This is a genomic window from Leucobacter sp. UCD-THU (assembly GCF_000349545.1).
Lineage (GTDB): Bacteria > Actinomycetota > Actinomycetes > Actinomycetales > Microbacteriaceae > Leucobacter > Leucobacter muris.
Genome location: NZ_KB714602.1, coordinates 184,831 through 199,542 on the forward strand (window position 1 = coordinate 184,831; position 14,712 = coordinate 199,542).

At 70.8% G+C, this 14,712-nt stretch carries 14 protein-coding genes and 1 pseudogene; 3 read left to right on the top strand and 12 right to left on the bottom strand.

What is annotated here, in order from left to right; all coding sequences use genetic code 11:
* Positions 1-11: 11 nt before the first annotated feature.
* From H490_RS24105 to H490_RS24130, 7 genes and pseudogenes are all read right to left on the bottom strand, one after another.
* Entirely contained in the window at positions 12-1,073 is a 1,062-nt protein-coding gene (locus tag H490_RS24105; protein WP_017884035.1) for a zinc-dependent alcohol dehydrogenase, read from the bottom strand.
* Complete coding sequence (locus H490_RS24110; protein WP_017884036.1) at positions 1,070-1,570, bottom strand: VOC family protein; 501 nt, start codon at positions 1,568-1,570, stop codon at positions 1,070-1,072. The genes H490_RS24105 and H490_RS24110 overlap by 4 nt, the downstream gene beginning before the upstream one ends.
* Positions 1,567-2,745: a M24 family metallopeptidase gene (locus H490_RS24115; RefSeq protein ID WP_017884037.1), complete on the bottom strand. Its 1,179-nt coding sequence runs from the start codon at positions 2,743-2,745 to the stop codon at positions 1,567-1,569. Before H490_RS24115 ends, H490_RS24110 begins: the two co-directional genes overlap by 4 nt.
* 25 nt (positions 2,746-2,770) lie before the next feature.
* Complete coding sequence (locus H490_RS24120) at positions 2,771-3,829, bottom strand: ABC transporter permease (protein ID WP_017884038.1); 1,059 nt, start codon at positions 3,827-3,829, stop codon at positions 2,771-2,773.
* Between the two features lie 22 nt (positions 3,830-3,851).
* On the bottom strand, positions 3,852-5,093 hold the full coding sequence (locus H490_RS32840; RefSeq protein ID WP_017884039.1) for a sugar ABC transporter ATP-binding protein: 1,242 nt from the start codon (positions 5,091-5,093) through the stop codon (positions 3,852-3,854).
* Positions 5,094-5,166: 73 nt separating this feature from the next.
* Positions 5,167-5,337, bottom strand: a pseudogene (locus H490_RS33070) (ATP-binding cassette domain-containing protein); the annotation flags it as partial.
* Positions 5,321-6,349 carry a sugar ABC transporter substrate-binding protein gene (locus tag H490_RS24130; protein ID WP_017884040.1) on the bottom strand — a complete coding sequence of 343 codons (1,029 nt, stop codon included), beginning with the start codon at positions 6,347-6,349 and terminating at the stop codon, positions 5,321-5,323. The gene H490_RS24130 and the pseudogene H490_RS33070, both read right to left, overlap by 17 nt.
* Before the next feature lie 194 nt (positions 6,350-6,543).
* Here H490_RS24130 and H490_RS24135 point away from each other — a divergent pair, with 194 nt between their 5' ends.
* Both H490_RS24135 and H490_RS24140 read left to right on the top strand, forming a co-directional pair.
* Positions 6,544-7,233, top strand: a complete 690-nt coding sequence (locus tag H490_RS24135) for a GntR family transcriptional regulator (protein ID WP_017884041.1) — start codon at positions 6,544-6,546, stop codon at positions 7,231-7,233.
* Positions 7,230-8,402 (top strand): Gfo/Idh/MocA family protein, encoded by a 1,173-nt coding sequence (locus H490_RS24140; protein WP_017884042.1) that lies wholly within the window; start codon positions 7,230-7,232, stop codon positions 8,400-8,402. Before H490_RS24135 ends, H490_RS24140 begins: the two co-directional genes overlap by 4 nt.
* Before the next feature lie 138 nt (positions 8,403-8,540).
* On the opposite strand, the gene H490_RS24145 is transcribed toward H490_RS24140, so the two are convergent.
* From H490_RS24145 to H490_RS24165, 5 genes are all read right to left on the bottom strand, one after another.
* Positions 8,541-9,638, bottom strand: a complete 1,098-nt coding sequence (locus tag H490_RS24145) for a LacI family DNA-binding transcriptional regulator (RefSeq protein WP_017884043.1) — start codon at positions 9,636-9,638, stop codon at positions 8,541-8,543.
* Positions 9,639-9,664: 26 nt separating this feature from the next.
* Positions 9,665-9,844: a hypothetical protein gene (locus H490_RS24150; RefSeq protein ID WP_017884044.1), complete on the bottom strand. Its 180-nt coding sequence runs from the start codon at positions 9,842-9,844 to the stop codon at positions 9,665-9,667.
* 9 nt (positions 9,845-9,853) lie between these two features.
* A complete protein-coding gene (locus H490_RS24155) occupies positions 9,854-10,678 on the bottom strand; it encodes a TIM barrel protein (RefSeq protein ID WP_017884045.1) in 825 nt (274 codons plus the stop codon).
* A gap of 43 nt (positions 10,679-10,721) precedes the next feature.
* Positions 10,722-11,729: an inositol 2-dehydrogenase gene (gene iolG, locus H490_RS24160; RefSeq protein ID WP_017884046.1), complete on the bottom strand. Its 1,008-nt coding sequence runs from the start codon at positions 11,727-11,729 to the stop codon at positions 10,722-10,724.
* A 549-nt stretch (positions 11,730-12,278) separates the two neighbouring features.
* A complete protein-coding gene (locus H490_RS24165; RefSeq protein ID WP_017884047.1) occupies positions 12,279-13,373 on the bottom strand; it encodes a LacI family DNA-binding transcriptional regulator in 1,095 nt (364 codons plus the stop codon).
* Positions 13,374-13,516: 143 nt separating this feature from the next.
* Between H490_RS24165 and H490_RS24170 the strand changes: the two genes are divergently transcribed.
* Positions 13,517-14,707, top strand: coding sequence for a Gfo/Idh/MocA family protein (locus H490_RS24170; RefSeq protein ID WP_017884048.1), 1,191 nt, complete (start codon positions 13,517-13,519; stop codon positions 14,705-14,707).
* The last annotated feature ends 5 nt before the right edge of the window (positions 14,708-14,712 follow it).

Sequence of the window (14,712 nt, forward strand, 5' to 3'; positions counted from 1 at the left end):
TTCCTCCTGCGTCACGGCGTGAACACCACCTTCAGCGCCTCGCCGGCTCGAGCGAGGCGCATGCCCTCGTGCACCTCTTCCAGCGGGAGCACGTGACTCACGATCTCGCCGATCGGGATCGCGCCGCTCTCGATGAGGTCGAGCGCCTCGCGCATCGTGTTCCGCATCAGGAACGCGCCGTGGATGCTCAGTTCCTTCGTGACGATGTCGGTCGGCGCGAACCCTGCGCGGACCGCCGAGTTGATCCCGACGACCACGATCCTCGCCTCGTCGGCGGCCATCGACACGGCGGCGTCGAGCTGAGAGCCGACCGCCTCGTAGATCAGCGTGGGGCCGAGGCCGCCGGTCGCCTCGCGCACCGCCGAGACGACGTCGACCGCTCGGGGGTCGACGCCCACCGTGGCACCGAGCTCGAGGGCGACGTTCCTGCGCTCCTCCGAAGGCTCGACGATCACGATCTCGCCGGCTCCCAGCAGCCGGAGCACCATGACGGCGAGCAGGCCGATGGGCCCGCCGCCCACGACCACGGCCGCTTCACCGGGCCGCACGCCGGCCTTGTGCACCCCGTTCAGCACGCAGCCGAGCGGCTCGGCGACGACGATGTGCTCCATCGGCGTCTCGTCGGAGACCCGGTAGGCGAAGTAGGAGGGCACGCGCACGTACTCGGCCATACCGCCGTCCCACCACTGGCCGGGGGTGTGCGGCCATCCGGGCACATCGCACTCCGGGTTGTCGAACACCACCTTGCAGAAGTTGGGGCTGCCGGTGCGGCAGGCCTCGCAGCGGCCGCAGGGCGGATTTTGGTCGATCGCCACCCGGTCGCCGACGCGGAGGTCGCGCACCTCCGGGCCGACCTCGACCACCTCGCCGCAGAACTCGTGACCGAAGATCACTCCGGGCTTCGCGGGGTGCGTCGGCGGCACGTCGAGGATGTGGAGATCCGAACCGCAGATCCCGACCGCGCGCACGCGCAGCACGATGTCGTCGGGCCGTTCGATGCCCGGACGCGGCCGCCGCTCCAGCTCGAGCCGCCCCTCACCCTTGAACACCGCGGCACGCATGGTGTCGTTCATCGTTCATTCCTTTCCGTCTGAGCGGCCGTCGCCCGCGCCCGTTCCCCGGGCGTCGCGGCCTGGTACAGCTCGATGGTCAATCCGAAGGGATCCCTGCAGTACACCCACTGGTCGCCCTCCTGTCCGGGGGAGTCGGTGAGCAGGTTCGGGGCCGAGAAGAACTCGGCGCCTGCGGCCTCGAGCGCCGCAACCGCTTCGGCCATGTCCGGCACGGAGAGCGCCACGTGCCCGAGGCCAGGATCCTGCGTCCTCCGGCGTCCGGGCGAGACGGGGAGGTCGCGGAACTCGTGCAGTTCGAGGCGCACCGGTCCGAGGCCCAGGAACGCCCAGCGCAGTTCGACCCGATCGGCGTCGATCCCCAGCGGAGCGCCCTCGATCACGGTCCACTCGGTCCGGCCCTCGCGGCTCATCCCGAGGACGTCGGTGTAGAACCCGACCGCGCGGTCGAGATCCTCGACGACGAGGCCGAGATGATGCAGTGCGAAGCCCCGCGTCATGCGGTCACCAGGCGGTTCGCACCCTGACCGCAGACGTTCCACCCGCGGCCGACGTCGCCGACGGCGCGGTAACCGCCCTCGGTCACGATGACCGTGTCCTCCAGCTTGATGAAACCTCTTCGTTCGTGCCACAGCGTCGTCTCCACGGACAGCACCATACCGGGCTGCAGCGGCGAATCGGCATCCGTGTCCGGATACGGCACCGGCCCGCTCGCCGTGATTCGGGGCGCCTCGTGGCTGATAAGGCCCATCCCGTGCGTCACGTAGGCGAGCTTGTCGGAGAAGGGGCTCTGCGCCGCCCTGGCGTCGCCCGCGGCGATGACCTCGCGGCCGAGCGCACCGGCGACGATGACCTCGCGAGCCGCCTGCTGCACCGCGTCGATCTCGGCGAGCGCCTCCTCGAGCTCCGCGTCGGGGGCGCCGAGCACCCCCATCCGCGCGAGATCGCCGATGTATCCGCGGTAGTTGCCGCCGGAGTCGAGGCAGATGACGTCGCCCTCCTCCAGCCGGTCGTCGGATGCGGCGCGATTGAAGTTCGATCCAGCCGAGACGAGGCAGTACTCGAAGATGAGCCCCCGCTCGACCTCGGCCAGGCGCAGCCGCTCGACCGCGTCGCGCTTCGTCATACCGGGCTCGAGCTGCCCGAACACGTCGAGGATCGCGTCCACCGTGCGATCCGACGCCTGCTCGACGAGTTCGAGTTCCGTCTCGTTCTTGCACGCGCGCAACCGCTCCAGCAGGAACTCGGCGTCGGCGAGGTCGTACGATCCGCGGCTCTCGAGCACGGGCAGCGCGTCGATGGGGAGGAAGCTGGGCTCGATCCCGAGCCGCGCGCGCGTGCCGAGTCGCTCGCGCACCGCTTCGAGCGCGAACTCCATCGCGTCGCGCACGCCCCAGGCCTCGGCCTTGATGCGCGGAACCCAGACGGGTTCGTTCTCGATCTGGAACCCCTCCATGGCGTTACCGACGAAGCACGAGGCCTCGGGGGCGCCGCGGAAGTAGACGACCACCGGCAGGTAGCGGCTCACCCCGACCGCGTCCATGTAGTCGAACCAGAAGAAGCGGTGCCCGCCGAGCAGGTACTGCACGTTGTGCTTCGACGTGACGAGAAGCGCGTCGATGCCCTCCGCCGCCATCAGCTCGTCGAGATGGTGCGTCTTGAATGGAATGTCCACGGATGTCTCCTTCGGGATTCGGGCCTCAGCCCGCTGTGACCTTGCGCCGCGCGAGGCGACGGGTGTTGAACGAATCGAGCAGCACAGCGAGGAAGATCATCGCGGCCTGCACGAACTGCACCCAGAACGGGCTCACGTTCAGCAGCGTGAGGCCGTTGTTGATCACGCCGATCAGCAGCACGCCGACGAAGGTGCCGAACATGCTGCCCTTGCCGCCGAAGAGGCTGGTGCCGCCGATGACGACGGCCGCGATCACCTGCAGTTCGAGCCCGGTGCCCGCGGTGGGCGTGGCCGAGCCGAGGCGCCCCACCAGCACGACCGCCGAGATGCCGGCGCAGAGGCCCGCGAACCCGTAGACGAAGAACAGGGTCTGGCGGTCCTTGATGCCCGAGAGGCGCGCGGCCTCGCGATTTCCGCCGGTCGCGTACACCTTGTGCCCGAAGACCGTGTTGTTCAGGATCAGGTGCCCCACGATGAACATCAGCACCGTGAGCACGGACGCGAACGGGATGCCGAAGACCGAAGCGCTGCCGATCCAGTTGAAGGCGTCGGGCAGATCGTAGACGCTCTGACCCTGGCTGAGTTGGAGCGTGAGCCCTCTGCCCATGCCGAGTGTCGCGAGCGTCACGATGAAGGGCGCGAGATTGAGCCAGGCGACGGAGGCGCCGTTGAAGGCGCCGATCAGCGTCGAGACGAGCAGAGCGAGGATCACCCCCAGCACACCGTCTCCGCCGCCCGCGACGAAGGTCGCCGCGACCATGCCGGAGAGCGCGATGTTGGATCCGACCGACAGGTCGATGCCCGCGGTGATGATCACCAGCGTGGCGCCGACCGCCGCGATGCCGACGATCGCCGACTGGTTGAGGATGTTCAGGATGTTGGCGGCCCTGAAGAACCGGTCGGTGAGCACCGACATCACGACGCAGACCAGGATGAGTGCGACGAAGATGGGGGTCGTCGGGCTCAGCTTGATGCGCCGCCAGGTGCGGGCGCCCCAGCCGAGCTGCCGCTCGGCGAGCGTCGGCAGCGCCGACGTCTCGGGCGGCAGCACCCGGTCTTCGAGCTTCTGTGTATTGAGATTCATGAGTTCTTCCTCAGGTAGAGAGTCAGCCGAGCGACGCGAGGTGCAGCGCGGTCTCCCGGTCGAAAGCGGCCCGGTCGACCTCGCCGACGATGCGGCCGGCCCGGAGCACGTAGGCGCGGTCGCTGACCGCGAGCACCTCGTCGGTGTCCGAGCTCGTGATGATCACGCCGGCCCCGCCCTCGGCGAGTTCGAAGACCTTCTCGTAGATCGCGGCCTTCGAGCCGACGTCCACGCCGCGCGTGGGATCGTCGAGCAGGATCACGCGCGGCTCGGTGGCGGCGTAGCGCGCCAGCACCACCTTCTGCTGATTGCCGCCCGAGAGCCTGCCCACCGCGCCGTTCGTGTCGGCGGTCTTGACCTCGAAGTCGGCGACCCACTTCTTGCAGAGCCTGGCGAGCTTGGTCTTGCGCACCCAGCCGAGCTTGGAGAAGAGTCCGTAGTTGCCGAACGCCATGTTGTCGCGCACGCTGCTCTCGAGCACGAGCCCGCTCTGCTTGCGGTCCTCCGTGACATAGGCGATCCCGGCGCCGCGGGCCGCGGCGATGCTGCCGGTCTTCACCTCGGCCCCGTCGATCTTCACCCCGCCGCTCTCCGGACGGTCGATGCCCGCGATCGCCCGCATCAGCTCCGTGCGCCCTGCACCGGCGAGGCCGATCAGGCCGACGACCTCACCGCCGCGCACGTGCACCCGCGCGTCCTTCACGCGAGGCGCGTTCAGCCCCTCGACGTTCAGCACGTCGTCGCCGAGACGCCGTTCCCTGAAGGGATAGGCCCGGCCCAGGTCGCGGGCCAGCATGGCGCGCACGAGTTGCTGCTCGTCCCACTCCGCGGTCGGGCGCTGTTCGACCGCCCGGCCGTCGCGGAGCACGAGGATGTCGTCGGCGATCTCGAAGAACTCGTCGAGGTGGTGGCTCACGTACAGGATGCCGAGGCCGTCGGCCTTGAGGCCCTTGATCACGGCCATGAGGATCTCGACCTCGCTCTCCGGGAGCGACGAGGTGGGCTCGTCGAAGACGAGCACCTTCGCATCGCGGGCGAGGCAGCGGGCGATCTCGAGCAGCTGGCGCTCGGAGAGCGTCAGGCTCGACACCGGGCGCCAGGGGTCGATGTGCGCGAGCCCGACCCGCGCGAGCGATGCGCGGCTGAGCTTCTCCGCCTCGCGACGCCGGGTGAAGCCGGCACTGCTCGGGAACGCGCCCAGCAGCAGGTTGTCGGCGATCGACATGTCCGGCACGTCGGTGAGCTCCTGGTAGATGACGCTCACCCCGGCTTTTCGAAGAACTTTTCAGCAGTGAGAGNTGCACGGTGAGAAAAGCGTTTCGAAAATCGGGCCGCACCGCGCCGGCCAGGCTCTTGATGAGCGTGGACTTTCCGGCGCCGTTCTCGCCGGCGAGCGCCAGCACCCTCCCCGGGAAGATCTGCAGGCTGACATCGGTCAGCGCACGGACTCCCGGGTAGTGCTTGCTGACGCCTGCGAGCTTGACGAGTGGATCAGCCATCGACTTCATCGGCCCAGATGCCGAATTCCTTCACTTCGTCGCTGTCGATGTTGGCGGGCGTGATGAGCATCGAGGGCCACTCGACGAACCCCTCGACGGTCTCGCCGTTGTGCAGCTTGACGATCAATCGCACGGCCTCCTCGGCCATGGCGATCGGCTGCTGGCTGATCTCGGCGTCCTGGATGCCGGCGCGGATGTTCTCGATCGCGGGCTTCGGGCCGTCGATGCCGATCACGAAGATGTGGCCGTCCTCGCCGATCGGCGCGAAGCGTCCGGCGGACTCGATCGCGCGGCTGACGCCGACCGCCTCGGCCCCGTTCCCCGAGAAGACCGCGTCGATCTCGGGCTGCGCCTGCAGGATGTCGGTCATGACCTCGTTCGAGATCGCGGTGTCCCAGCCCCCGTCGGCCGTCGCGACGACCTGCACGTCCGGGTGGGCGTCCATGACCTCCAGGAAGCCCTTGTCCCGGTCGATGGCGGCGGGCGATCCGGCAGCGCCCTGGATGTTGACGACGTTACCCTTCGCCTCGCCGTAGCGATCCTCCAGGAACGAGACGATCTCCTCGCCCGCCATCTTGCCCGCGTCGACGTGGTTCTGGCTGACGGTGAACGTGATCAGGTCGCTCGGGATCGAATCGGCCAGTGCGATGACGGGGATTCCCGCCGCGTCAGCCGCCCTGACGGCCGGCACGATGGCCTTGCCATCGGCCGGGTTGATAGCGATGTAGTCGACGCCCTGGGTGATCAGGTTCTCCACGTCGGTGACCTGCTGGTTCGGGTCGCCGTTCGCGTTGGTGGTGATCAGGGTCACCCCGGTCTCCTCGGCACCGCGCTCGAGCCCCTCGAGCAGGCCGGCGAAGAATGGGTTCGACACGGTGTATCCCGAGTAGCCGATGGTGATGCCGGCGTCACCCGCTCCGCCGCCCTCGCCGTTTCCGCCGCCCGATGAGCAAGCCGTCACTCCGACGAGCGCGCCGACTGCCGTGAGCGCCAGCGTTGCCTGTGCAAGCTTTCTGAGCATCAAGTTTCTCCTCTGTCTCTCCATTGAGCCGAAGCGAGTGGCTGTCGCCAGTCGTCAGTCGCCTGTATACACGTTAGGATGATTCCGATAGGTTGTCAATAAAACTGAAACTCCGCTGAAACGATCAGGAAACGCGATGGCACACGTTTCGCGAGATCCTCGAGGATGCGGAGATCTGGAGACTGGTAACGAACATGACTACGTTTCAGCCGGGAAGCGCGCTGCAGCGCGGCCCCTCGCTCGCCGAGCAGGCGTACGACGCGATTCAGGATCTGATCGTCTCCGGCACGATCACGCCGGAGACGATCCTGAGCGAGAACGATCTCGCGCGGCAGCTCTCGGTCAGCAGGTCGCCGCTCCGGGAGGCGATCCGTCGGCTTCAGGACGAGGGCATGCTGAACGAGTCGGGCCCGCGGGGGTTCAGCGTTCCGCCCATCACCTCGGAGTTCGTCACCCAGATCTACCAGGTGCGGCGCGCGCTCGAGGCGGAAGCCGCCTTCCTCGCGAGAGACATCCCCCCGGCGGCGATCGCCCGCGTGCGGGCGCTGATGGAGAAGGTGCGGTCGGAGCTCGCGACGGACGCGCCCCACCACTCCTTCAGCGAGGCCGACTTCGCCTTCCACGACCTGTACATCGAGCGGTGCGGCAACCCGATGCTGATCCACCTCATCGAGCGCCTCCATGGCCCGCTCGCGCGCGTGCGGGTCTTCGCTGACCCGCTGCACGAGCACCTACGCGCATCCATCGACGAGCACATGGTCGCGCTCGACGCCATGGAGGCGGGATCGCCGGAACTGCTGCGCGACGCCGTCGTGCAACACATCGACGGGATCGCGGCGCGCCTCCTCCGCCACATCAACTTCGGCACCGGCGCAGACGCATGAGCGCACGACGCTCCGCGGCCTCCTCGCCGTCGGCCATCCGCGTCGCGGTGGCCGGACTCGGCTGGATGGGAGGGCTCCACGCGCGCTGCTACCGGCGCTTCGCCGAGGCCTACCCGGAGCTCGACGTCTCGTTCTCGCTCGCCGTAGCCGCCAGCCGGGCGGAGTCGCTGCGCGAGGAGGCCGAGCGGCGCTGGGGGTTCGAGCGGACCGTCGCGGCGCCGGGAGCGGCCGCGACGGCCGCCGACGTCGACCTCGTCTCGATCTGCACCCCGAACTCGGAGCACGCCGATCTCGCCGTCTCGGCCGCGAACGCCGGCAAGGCGGTCTGGATCGAGAAGCCGGTCGGGCGCACGCTCGAGGAGGTGCAGCGCGTCCACGACGCCGTGCAGCGCAACGGCACCGTCCTGGTGGTCGGGCACAACTACCGGTCCTCCCCTGCCGTGCGCGAACTGCGCACCCGCATCGCGGACGGCCGCATCGGCACCGTCGAGCACGTTCGCGGTCACTACGACGCGGGCTTCGCGACCGACCCGGCGGCTCCGCTCACCTGGCGGTTCTCCGAGGCCCAGGCCGGGGGCGGCGCCTCAAGCGACATCCTGAGCCACCTCATCGATCTCGCGCAGTACCTGAACGGCCCCGTCGCCGAGGTCGTGGGAAGGCTGCGGACGGTTCACGCTTCTCGCCCGCTCCCGGCAGGCACGGGCGGCCACTTCGGCGGGCGGGCGCTCAACGAGGTCGGCGAGGTCGACAACGACGACATCGCGGTGACACTCGCGTCGTTCGCGAACGGGTCCTTCGGCACCCTCAACGCGAGCCGCGTATCCCGCTCGGGCGAGAACGCCCTCGTGATCGAGATCCACGGCAGCCTCGGCTACGCGAGCTGGAACTCGGAGCACCCCAACGAGTTCCTGTGGCGCGATCGCACCATGTCGGCGGTCTCGAAGGAGTACGTCGACGCGGGCATGCCCGAGTACGGTCGTTTCCTGCCCGGCCCGGGGCTCGGCATCGGTTTCGACGACGTGAAGCTCATCGAGCTCGGCGAACTGGTGAAGCTGCTCCGCGGCATGCCGTCCGAGGCGGCGACCATCGACGACGCCCTGCGGGTCGCGAGGGTGGAGGATGCGCTCAGGCGGTCGACGGCATCGGGAAGCTGGATCGCGGTGAGCTAAGGGATTCGGCCGCATCGGCAACCGGGAGTCTCGTCGCGCCGGCGCCCCGAGGCGAAGCGGAGTGGCGCGCCCCCGTTCCTCGGCGGAGGGTCCGCGGCAGCGGAGGGCCGGGGGCCGGGCGCCGGGGCCGGGCGCCGCTCAGCCCGCGGTCGACCCGCGCACCACGAGGCTGGGCAGGATCAGCACCTCGCGCCCGCGGCGGAACGGGCCCGAGGCGGCGAGCAGCGCCTCGGCCGCCTCGCGCCCGATGCGACGGTTGTGCGGGTCGACGCTGGTGAGCGAGATGCGCGGGATCGCCGCGAGCGTCGAGTCGTCGTAGCCCGTCACGCGGCACCCCTCCGGCACTCGCACGCCGCCCTCCTCGAGCGCGGCGATCACCCCGAGCGCGGTGAGGTCGTTCACCGCGACGATCGCCTCGGGCGGCGGGCCGGCCGCGAGGATGCGCTCCACCGCACGGCGGGCGCCGGCCTCGGTGAAGTCGGCGCGCTCCACCCGGGCCGACTCCCCGAGCCCGCGACGGCCCACGGCCGCCCGGAAGGCGCGCTCGCGCGACGCCGAGACCGTGCCGCCGTCGCCGCCCACGAAGACGATGCGCTCGAGCCCGCGGTCGACGAGGTGGTCGACCACGAGGTCGATGCCCGCGTCGTCGTCCGTGCGCACCGCCGCCACCGTGTCGTCGGTCGCGTCGATCGCGCTCGCCACGACCGTGGGGATCGTGGCGGTCAGGTCGGACAGCTCGGAGAACTCGGGGATCGTGCCGACCGTCAGCAGCCCCGCGGGGCGGAGGTCGCGCAGCACCGCGAGGTTGTCGCGGTCGAGCACGGGCTCGCCGCTGCCGTCGTCGACCTGGGCGGTCACGATCATGGTGCGCTGGCCGGCCTCGCTGAGGCGGGCCTTCGCGGCGCCCACGATGTCGGCGAAGATCGGATTCGAGAGATTGGAGACGAGGATCGCCACGAGGTCGCGGCGCCCGGCCGAGAGCGACTGCGCGACCAGATTGGGCCGGTAGCCGAGCCGCTCGGCCGCGCGCAGCACGCGCAGCCTGCGCTCCTCGCTCACGTTCTCGCCGCCGTTGAAGACGAGCGACACGAGCGACTTCGAGACCCCCGCCTCCCGGGCGACGTCGCGGATCGTGGGCGGGCGAACGGGCGCGGTCGGATCCTGCAGCCGATCCTGGGTCTGCTCCGCCATCGTCACCTCCGCCGCCTCACCGGTCGCCGCACTCCGCTGCGGCATCCCTCACATCCTAGGGCTCGGCGCGGTCACTCGCCCGGGACCGGAGGCGCCGGAGTGCTCGCCGGATCGGAGAAGAAGCGGAAGATACCGCCCTCGCCCAGCCCCTCGCCGCCCTGGCCGAGATACCAGAGGAAGCCGAGCGCCCCGGCGATCAGCACGGCGAACACCACCGCGCGGTAGGCGTTGCGCTCACGATCCCCGCTCACGATCCGAGCCTACGCACTCGCGCCGGAGCCGGCACCGGGGCCGTCGGCGCCCGGTCCCTCGCCGAACGCCGCCGCGAAGGCGCCGAGTGCGGCGTCCGGATCGCCGCTGGCCCAGGCCTCCATGCCTATCACGCCTTCGTAGCCGAGCCGGCGCAGCGCGGCGGCGACGGCCTCGTAGCGGATCTCCCCGGTGCCGGGCTCGCAGCGGCCGGGCACGTCGGCGACCTGGATCTCCCCGATCCACGGCAGGGCCTCGGTGACGAGCGAGACGAGGTTCCCCTCGCCGATCTGCGCATGGTACAGGTCGAGGTTGAGGCGCATGCCGGGCCGGTCGACCGCCCGCACGAGCGCGAGGGTGTCGGCCGCTCGCGCGAACGGGGTGCCCGGGTGGTCGACCGCGAGGTTGAGGTTCTCGAGCACGAAGGTGCGCCCCGTCTCCTCGCCGAGCGCGGCGAGCTCGCGCAGGGTGTCGGCGGCGCGGATCCAGTCGTCGCCGTTCACGCTCTCGCGGGGCACGACCGGCAGGCCGCCCTCGCCGAGACCCGTGCCGTGCAGGTTGAGGCGGGGCGAGTCGATGACCTCGGCGGCGCGCAGCGACTCCCGCGCGGTGGCGATCAGCTCGGCGCGGCCCTCGTCGGTCGTGAGGTCGCCGCGCAGGTACCCCGTCATCGACGAGAACTCGGCGCCGGTCGCGGCGAGCGCGGCGAGGTCCTTCGAGCTCCAGTCCCAGATCTCGACGAGGAAGCCCCGATCGTGGATGCGGCGCACGCGCTCCTCGAACGGCAGTTCGAGGAAGAGCATCTCCGCGCAGGCGGCGAGTCGGTAGGTCATCATCGGCCCTTTCGGTGGACGTGGTGGTGCGGTCGGCGGGGCCGGCTCAGAGCTCGACGGGCACCGCGACGCCCTCCACGGCGGAGCGCTGGGCGGCATCGGCGAGGACGAGGGCGGCGCGACCGTCCTCGAACGTGGGGCTGGTCGACGCCTCGCCCCGCACGAGCTTCACGAACTCCACGAGCTCATCGGCGTAGGCCTGCGCGTAGCGCTCGAGGAAGAAGGCGCCGAAGGCGGGCTTCGCGTCGACCGCCGCGGCCGTCGAGGCGCTCACGAGGCTGGTGGGCGCATTGGCGACCTGCAGCATGCCGTTGGCGCCGAAGGCCTCGATCCGCTGGTCGTAGCCGATCGCGCTGTGCCGCGAGTTGACGATGGTGACCACCGCGCCCGAGGCGGTGCGCAGCGTGGTGACGGCCGTGTCGAAGTCGCCGTGCTGGCGGGCGCCGGGGTCGAAGGCCTGCGTGCCGGTGGCGCTGACCGACACGATCTCGGGCAGGAAGAAGCGGGCCATGTCGAAGTCGTGGATCGTCATGTCGCGGAAGATGCCGCCCGAGACCGCGACGTAGTCGGCCGGCGGGGCGGCCGGGTCGCGGCTGATGATGATGAGCTGCTCGAGCTCGCCGATCTCGCCCGCGGCGACGCGGGCCCGCACCGCGGCGAAGTCGCGGTCGAAGCGGCGGTTGAAGCCGAGCGCGACGGGCACGCCGCTCGATGCCACCAGCGGGCGCAGTGCATCGACGCGAGCGATGTCGAGGTCGATGGGCTTCTCGCAGAGCACGGGCAGGCCGGCCTTGACCGAGGCCTCGATGAGATCGACGTGGGTGGGGGTGGGCGAGGCGATGAGCACGGCGTCGATCTCGCCCGACGCGATGAGCGCTTCCGGAGAGTCGGTCGCGGTGCCGCCGAAGCGCTCGACCACACCGCGGGCGCCGTCGACGAACGGGTCGGCCACCCACGAGAGCGCCGCGTCGGGGGCGGCGGCGATGCTGGCGGCGTGCACCTGGCCGATGCGGCCGGTGCCGATGAGTCCGAAACGAACCGGGGTCTGCGTCATTGCGTGGTTCCTCTGGGTCTGGGCCGGGCTGCGAGGATCACCCTCGCCCGGTTTGATAAGACAATTGGGTCGCGATCAGTATACGACTATTGGACCGGTACAAATAGAGCCGCGTCGCCGAGCCCCGGCGGTCGTCGCCCACGGCGCTCCGGAGCCGCGCCGAGCACCGGGCTTCCCGCGCCCCCGGCCCCAGCCCCGACCCCCAACCCCGGCCCCAACCCCCAACCCCCAACCCCGACCCCAATCCCCAAACCTCCAACCCCCCAACCTCCAGACCCCCAAACCTCCAAACCTCCGAATCCCGCCTTCCAGCACCGATCGACCCTCAAGCACCGAATGGAGCGGGACAACGGGTGCTCGTGCGTCGATCGGTGCTGTTGGGGGCGGCGTGGCCGCGAAGGGATCGCAGGGGTGCGGAGGGATCGCCGGGGCACGAAGGGATCGCCGGGGCACGAAGGGATCGCAGGGGGCGCGAAGGGATCGTCGGGGGCCGCAGGGGCCGCAGGGGCACGGAGGGGCGCGGAGGGATCGCCGGAGCGCGGCAGCGCCTCAGGCGCGCGCGGCCGTCGAGCGCCGCAGCACGAGCCCGGGAGTGAGCAGCCCGCCCGCATCGGGCTCGCCGCCCGTCGCGTCGGGGTCGACGAAGCCGCCCCCGCGCGCGACCGAGGCACGATCGGCGGCCTCCTCTGAACCCGGACGCTCCGCTCCGCCCTCGATCAGCGCGACGAGCGCGCGACCCGCAGCCTCGCCCAGCTCTCGCGGGTCACCGCTCACGGAGGTCAGCGAGACGAGCTCGTATGCCGCGAGCGGCGAGTCGTCGTAGCCGACCACTGACAGGTCGCGCGGCACCTCGAGGCCGCGATCCCGGGCCGCGCCGATCACACCCACCGCCATCGGGTCGTTCACGGCGAACACCGCGGTGGGGGGCGATTCGGAACCGGTTCGGGATCCGGATCCCGCGAACAGCCCGGCCGCAGCCGCGCGCCCCGCGGCCTCGCTCGTCTGCTGCGCCCGCAGCACCCGCGGGGGCAGGCCGCGATCCCGCATCTCGGCGAGATAGCCCGCCTCGCGAGCCGCAGCGCTCGCGCCGGGCCCGCCGACGCACACGATGTCGCGGTGCCCGAGGTCGGCGAGGTGCGCGGTGGCGAGCCGGCCCCCCGCGGTCTCGTCGCTCGCGATGACCGGCGCCCCCGGCAGGCGGAGCGATCGTGTGCCGAGCACCACCGCGGGCACGCTCAGCCGCGCGGCGGACTCGGCGGGCGCCTCGCCGGCGAGCACGACGCCGTCGACCCGCAGCGAGCGGAACACCTCGAGCGGGTCGAGCCCGAGATGAGCGTTGAGGGCGGCGTCGGCCACGCTGAGGCTGTAGCCGCCCTCGGCGACGGCCGCGCGCAGCCCGGCGAGCGCGGGCGCGAACCACAGGTTCTCGAACTCGTCGACGACCACGCCGATGCCGCGCGTGCGCGTTCCGGCGAGCCCGGCCGCGAGGCGGCTCGGCGTGTAGTCGAGCTCGGCGACGGCCGCGAGCACCGCCGCGCGCTTCTCGTCGCTCACCCGGGGGGAGTCGCGCAGCACGAGCGAGACGAGGGACTTCGAGACGCCCGCGCGCTCGGCCACGTCGTAGATGGTGGGCGGTCTGCGCATCGGGATCTCCTCTCGGTGTTTCGCGTTGACAGCGGCGACCAGTCAAGGTTAGCGTGATCCTCGTTGGAGCGCTCCAACGCAATGCGACATACGCGCTCCGCCGTCTCCGCACCCCTCCACCGCCCTCCGAAAGGACCAGATCCGTGACCGCATCACTCGGCGTCGCCGTCATCGGCGCAGGCATGGCCGGCAAGGCCCACGCCGCCGCCTACCGCGCAGCCTCCACGCTCTACAAGCCCACGCTGCCCCCCATCCGCCTCGTCTCGATCGCCGACATCAACGTCGAACTCGGCGCCGAGGCCGCCGCTCGCTACGGCTTCGAACGCCACGACTCCGACTGGCGCGCCATCGTCGACGACGACGGCATCGACGTGGTGAGCGTGGTCGTGGCGAACTTCCTGCACCGCGAGATCGTCGAGGCCCTGCTCGCCGCGGGCAAGCACGTGCTCTGCGAGAAGCCGCTGAGCGACACCATCGACGACGCGCGCGCCATGGCCGAGGCCGCGCGCGCCGCCGCAGACCGAGGCGCGCTCGCCCGCATCGGCTACAGCTACCTGCGCGCCCCGGGCATCGCCTTCATTCGCAGCCTCATCGACGACGGTCGCCTCGGCGACGTGCTGCATTTCTCGGGTCGCTACTGGACCGACTACGGCTGCCGACCCGACGCGCCCATGAGCTGGCGATACCAGGGCCCCGCCGGATCGGGCGCCCTCGGTGACGTCGGCAGCCACCTCAGCTACATCGCCGAGTACCTCTGCGGCGACGTTCAGCGGGTCTCGGGCGGCCGCTTCCACACCTCGATCACCGAGCGCCCGAAGCCGCTCGGCGCCGTCGTCGGTCACACCCGCGGCAACGTGAGCGACGAGCTCGCGCCGGTCGAGAACGACGACTACGCCACCTTCAATGCGCAGTTCGAGCGCTGCGTCGGCACGCTCGAGGTATCGCGCGTCGCCGCCGGGCACCCGAACGACCTCTCCCTCGAGATCTTCGGCTCGAAGGGCGCCGCACGCTGGAACCAGACCAATCCCGGCCAGGTCGAGGTCATGCTGCACGACGAGCAGACCGACCTCGCCGGCTACCGTACCGTGCCGCTCGGCCCCGAGCACCCCCACTACGCCGGGGGCTGGGCGATGGACGCACCGGGTGTCGGCATCGGCCAGAACGACCTGTTCGTGCACCAGGCCCGCGCATTCCTCGAGGAGGTCGCAGGCATCCCGGAGGCCGACTCGCTGCCCCGCTGCCGCACCTTCGACGACGGCGTGCACAACATGGAGTTCCTCGCCGCGGTGGCCGAGTCGGCCGCACGGGGCGGATCCGAGATCACGGTGCGCTGATCCCG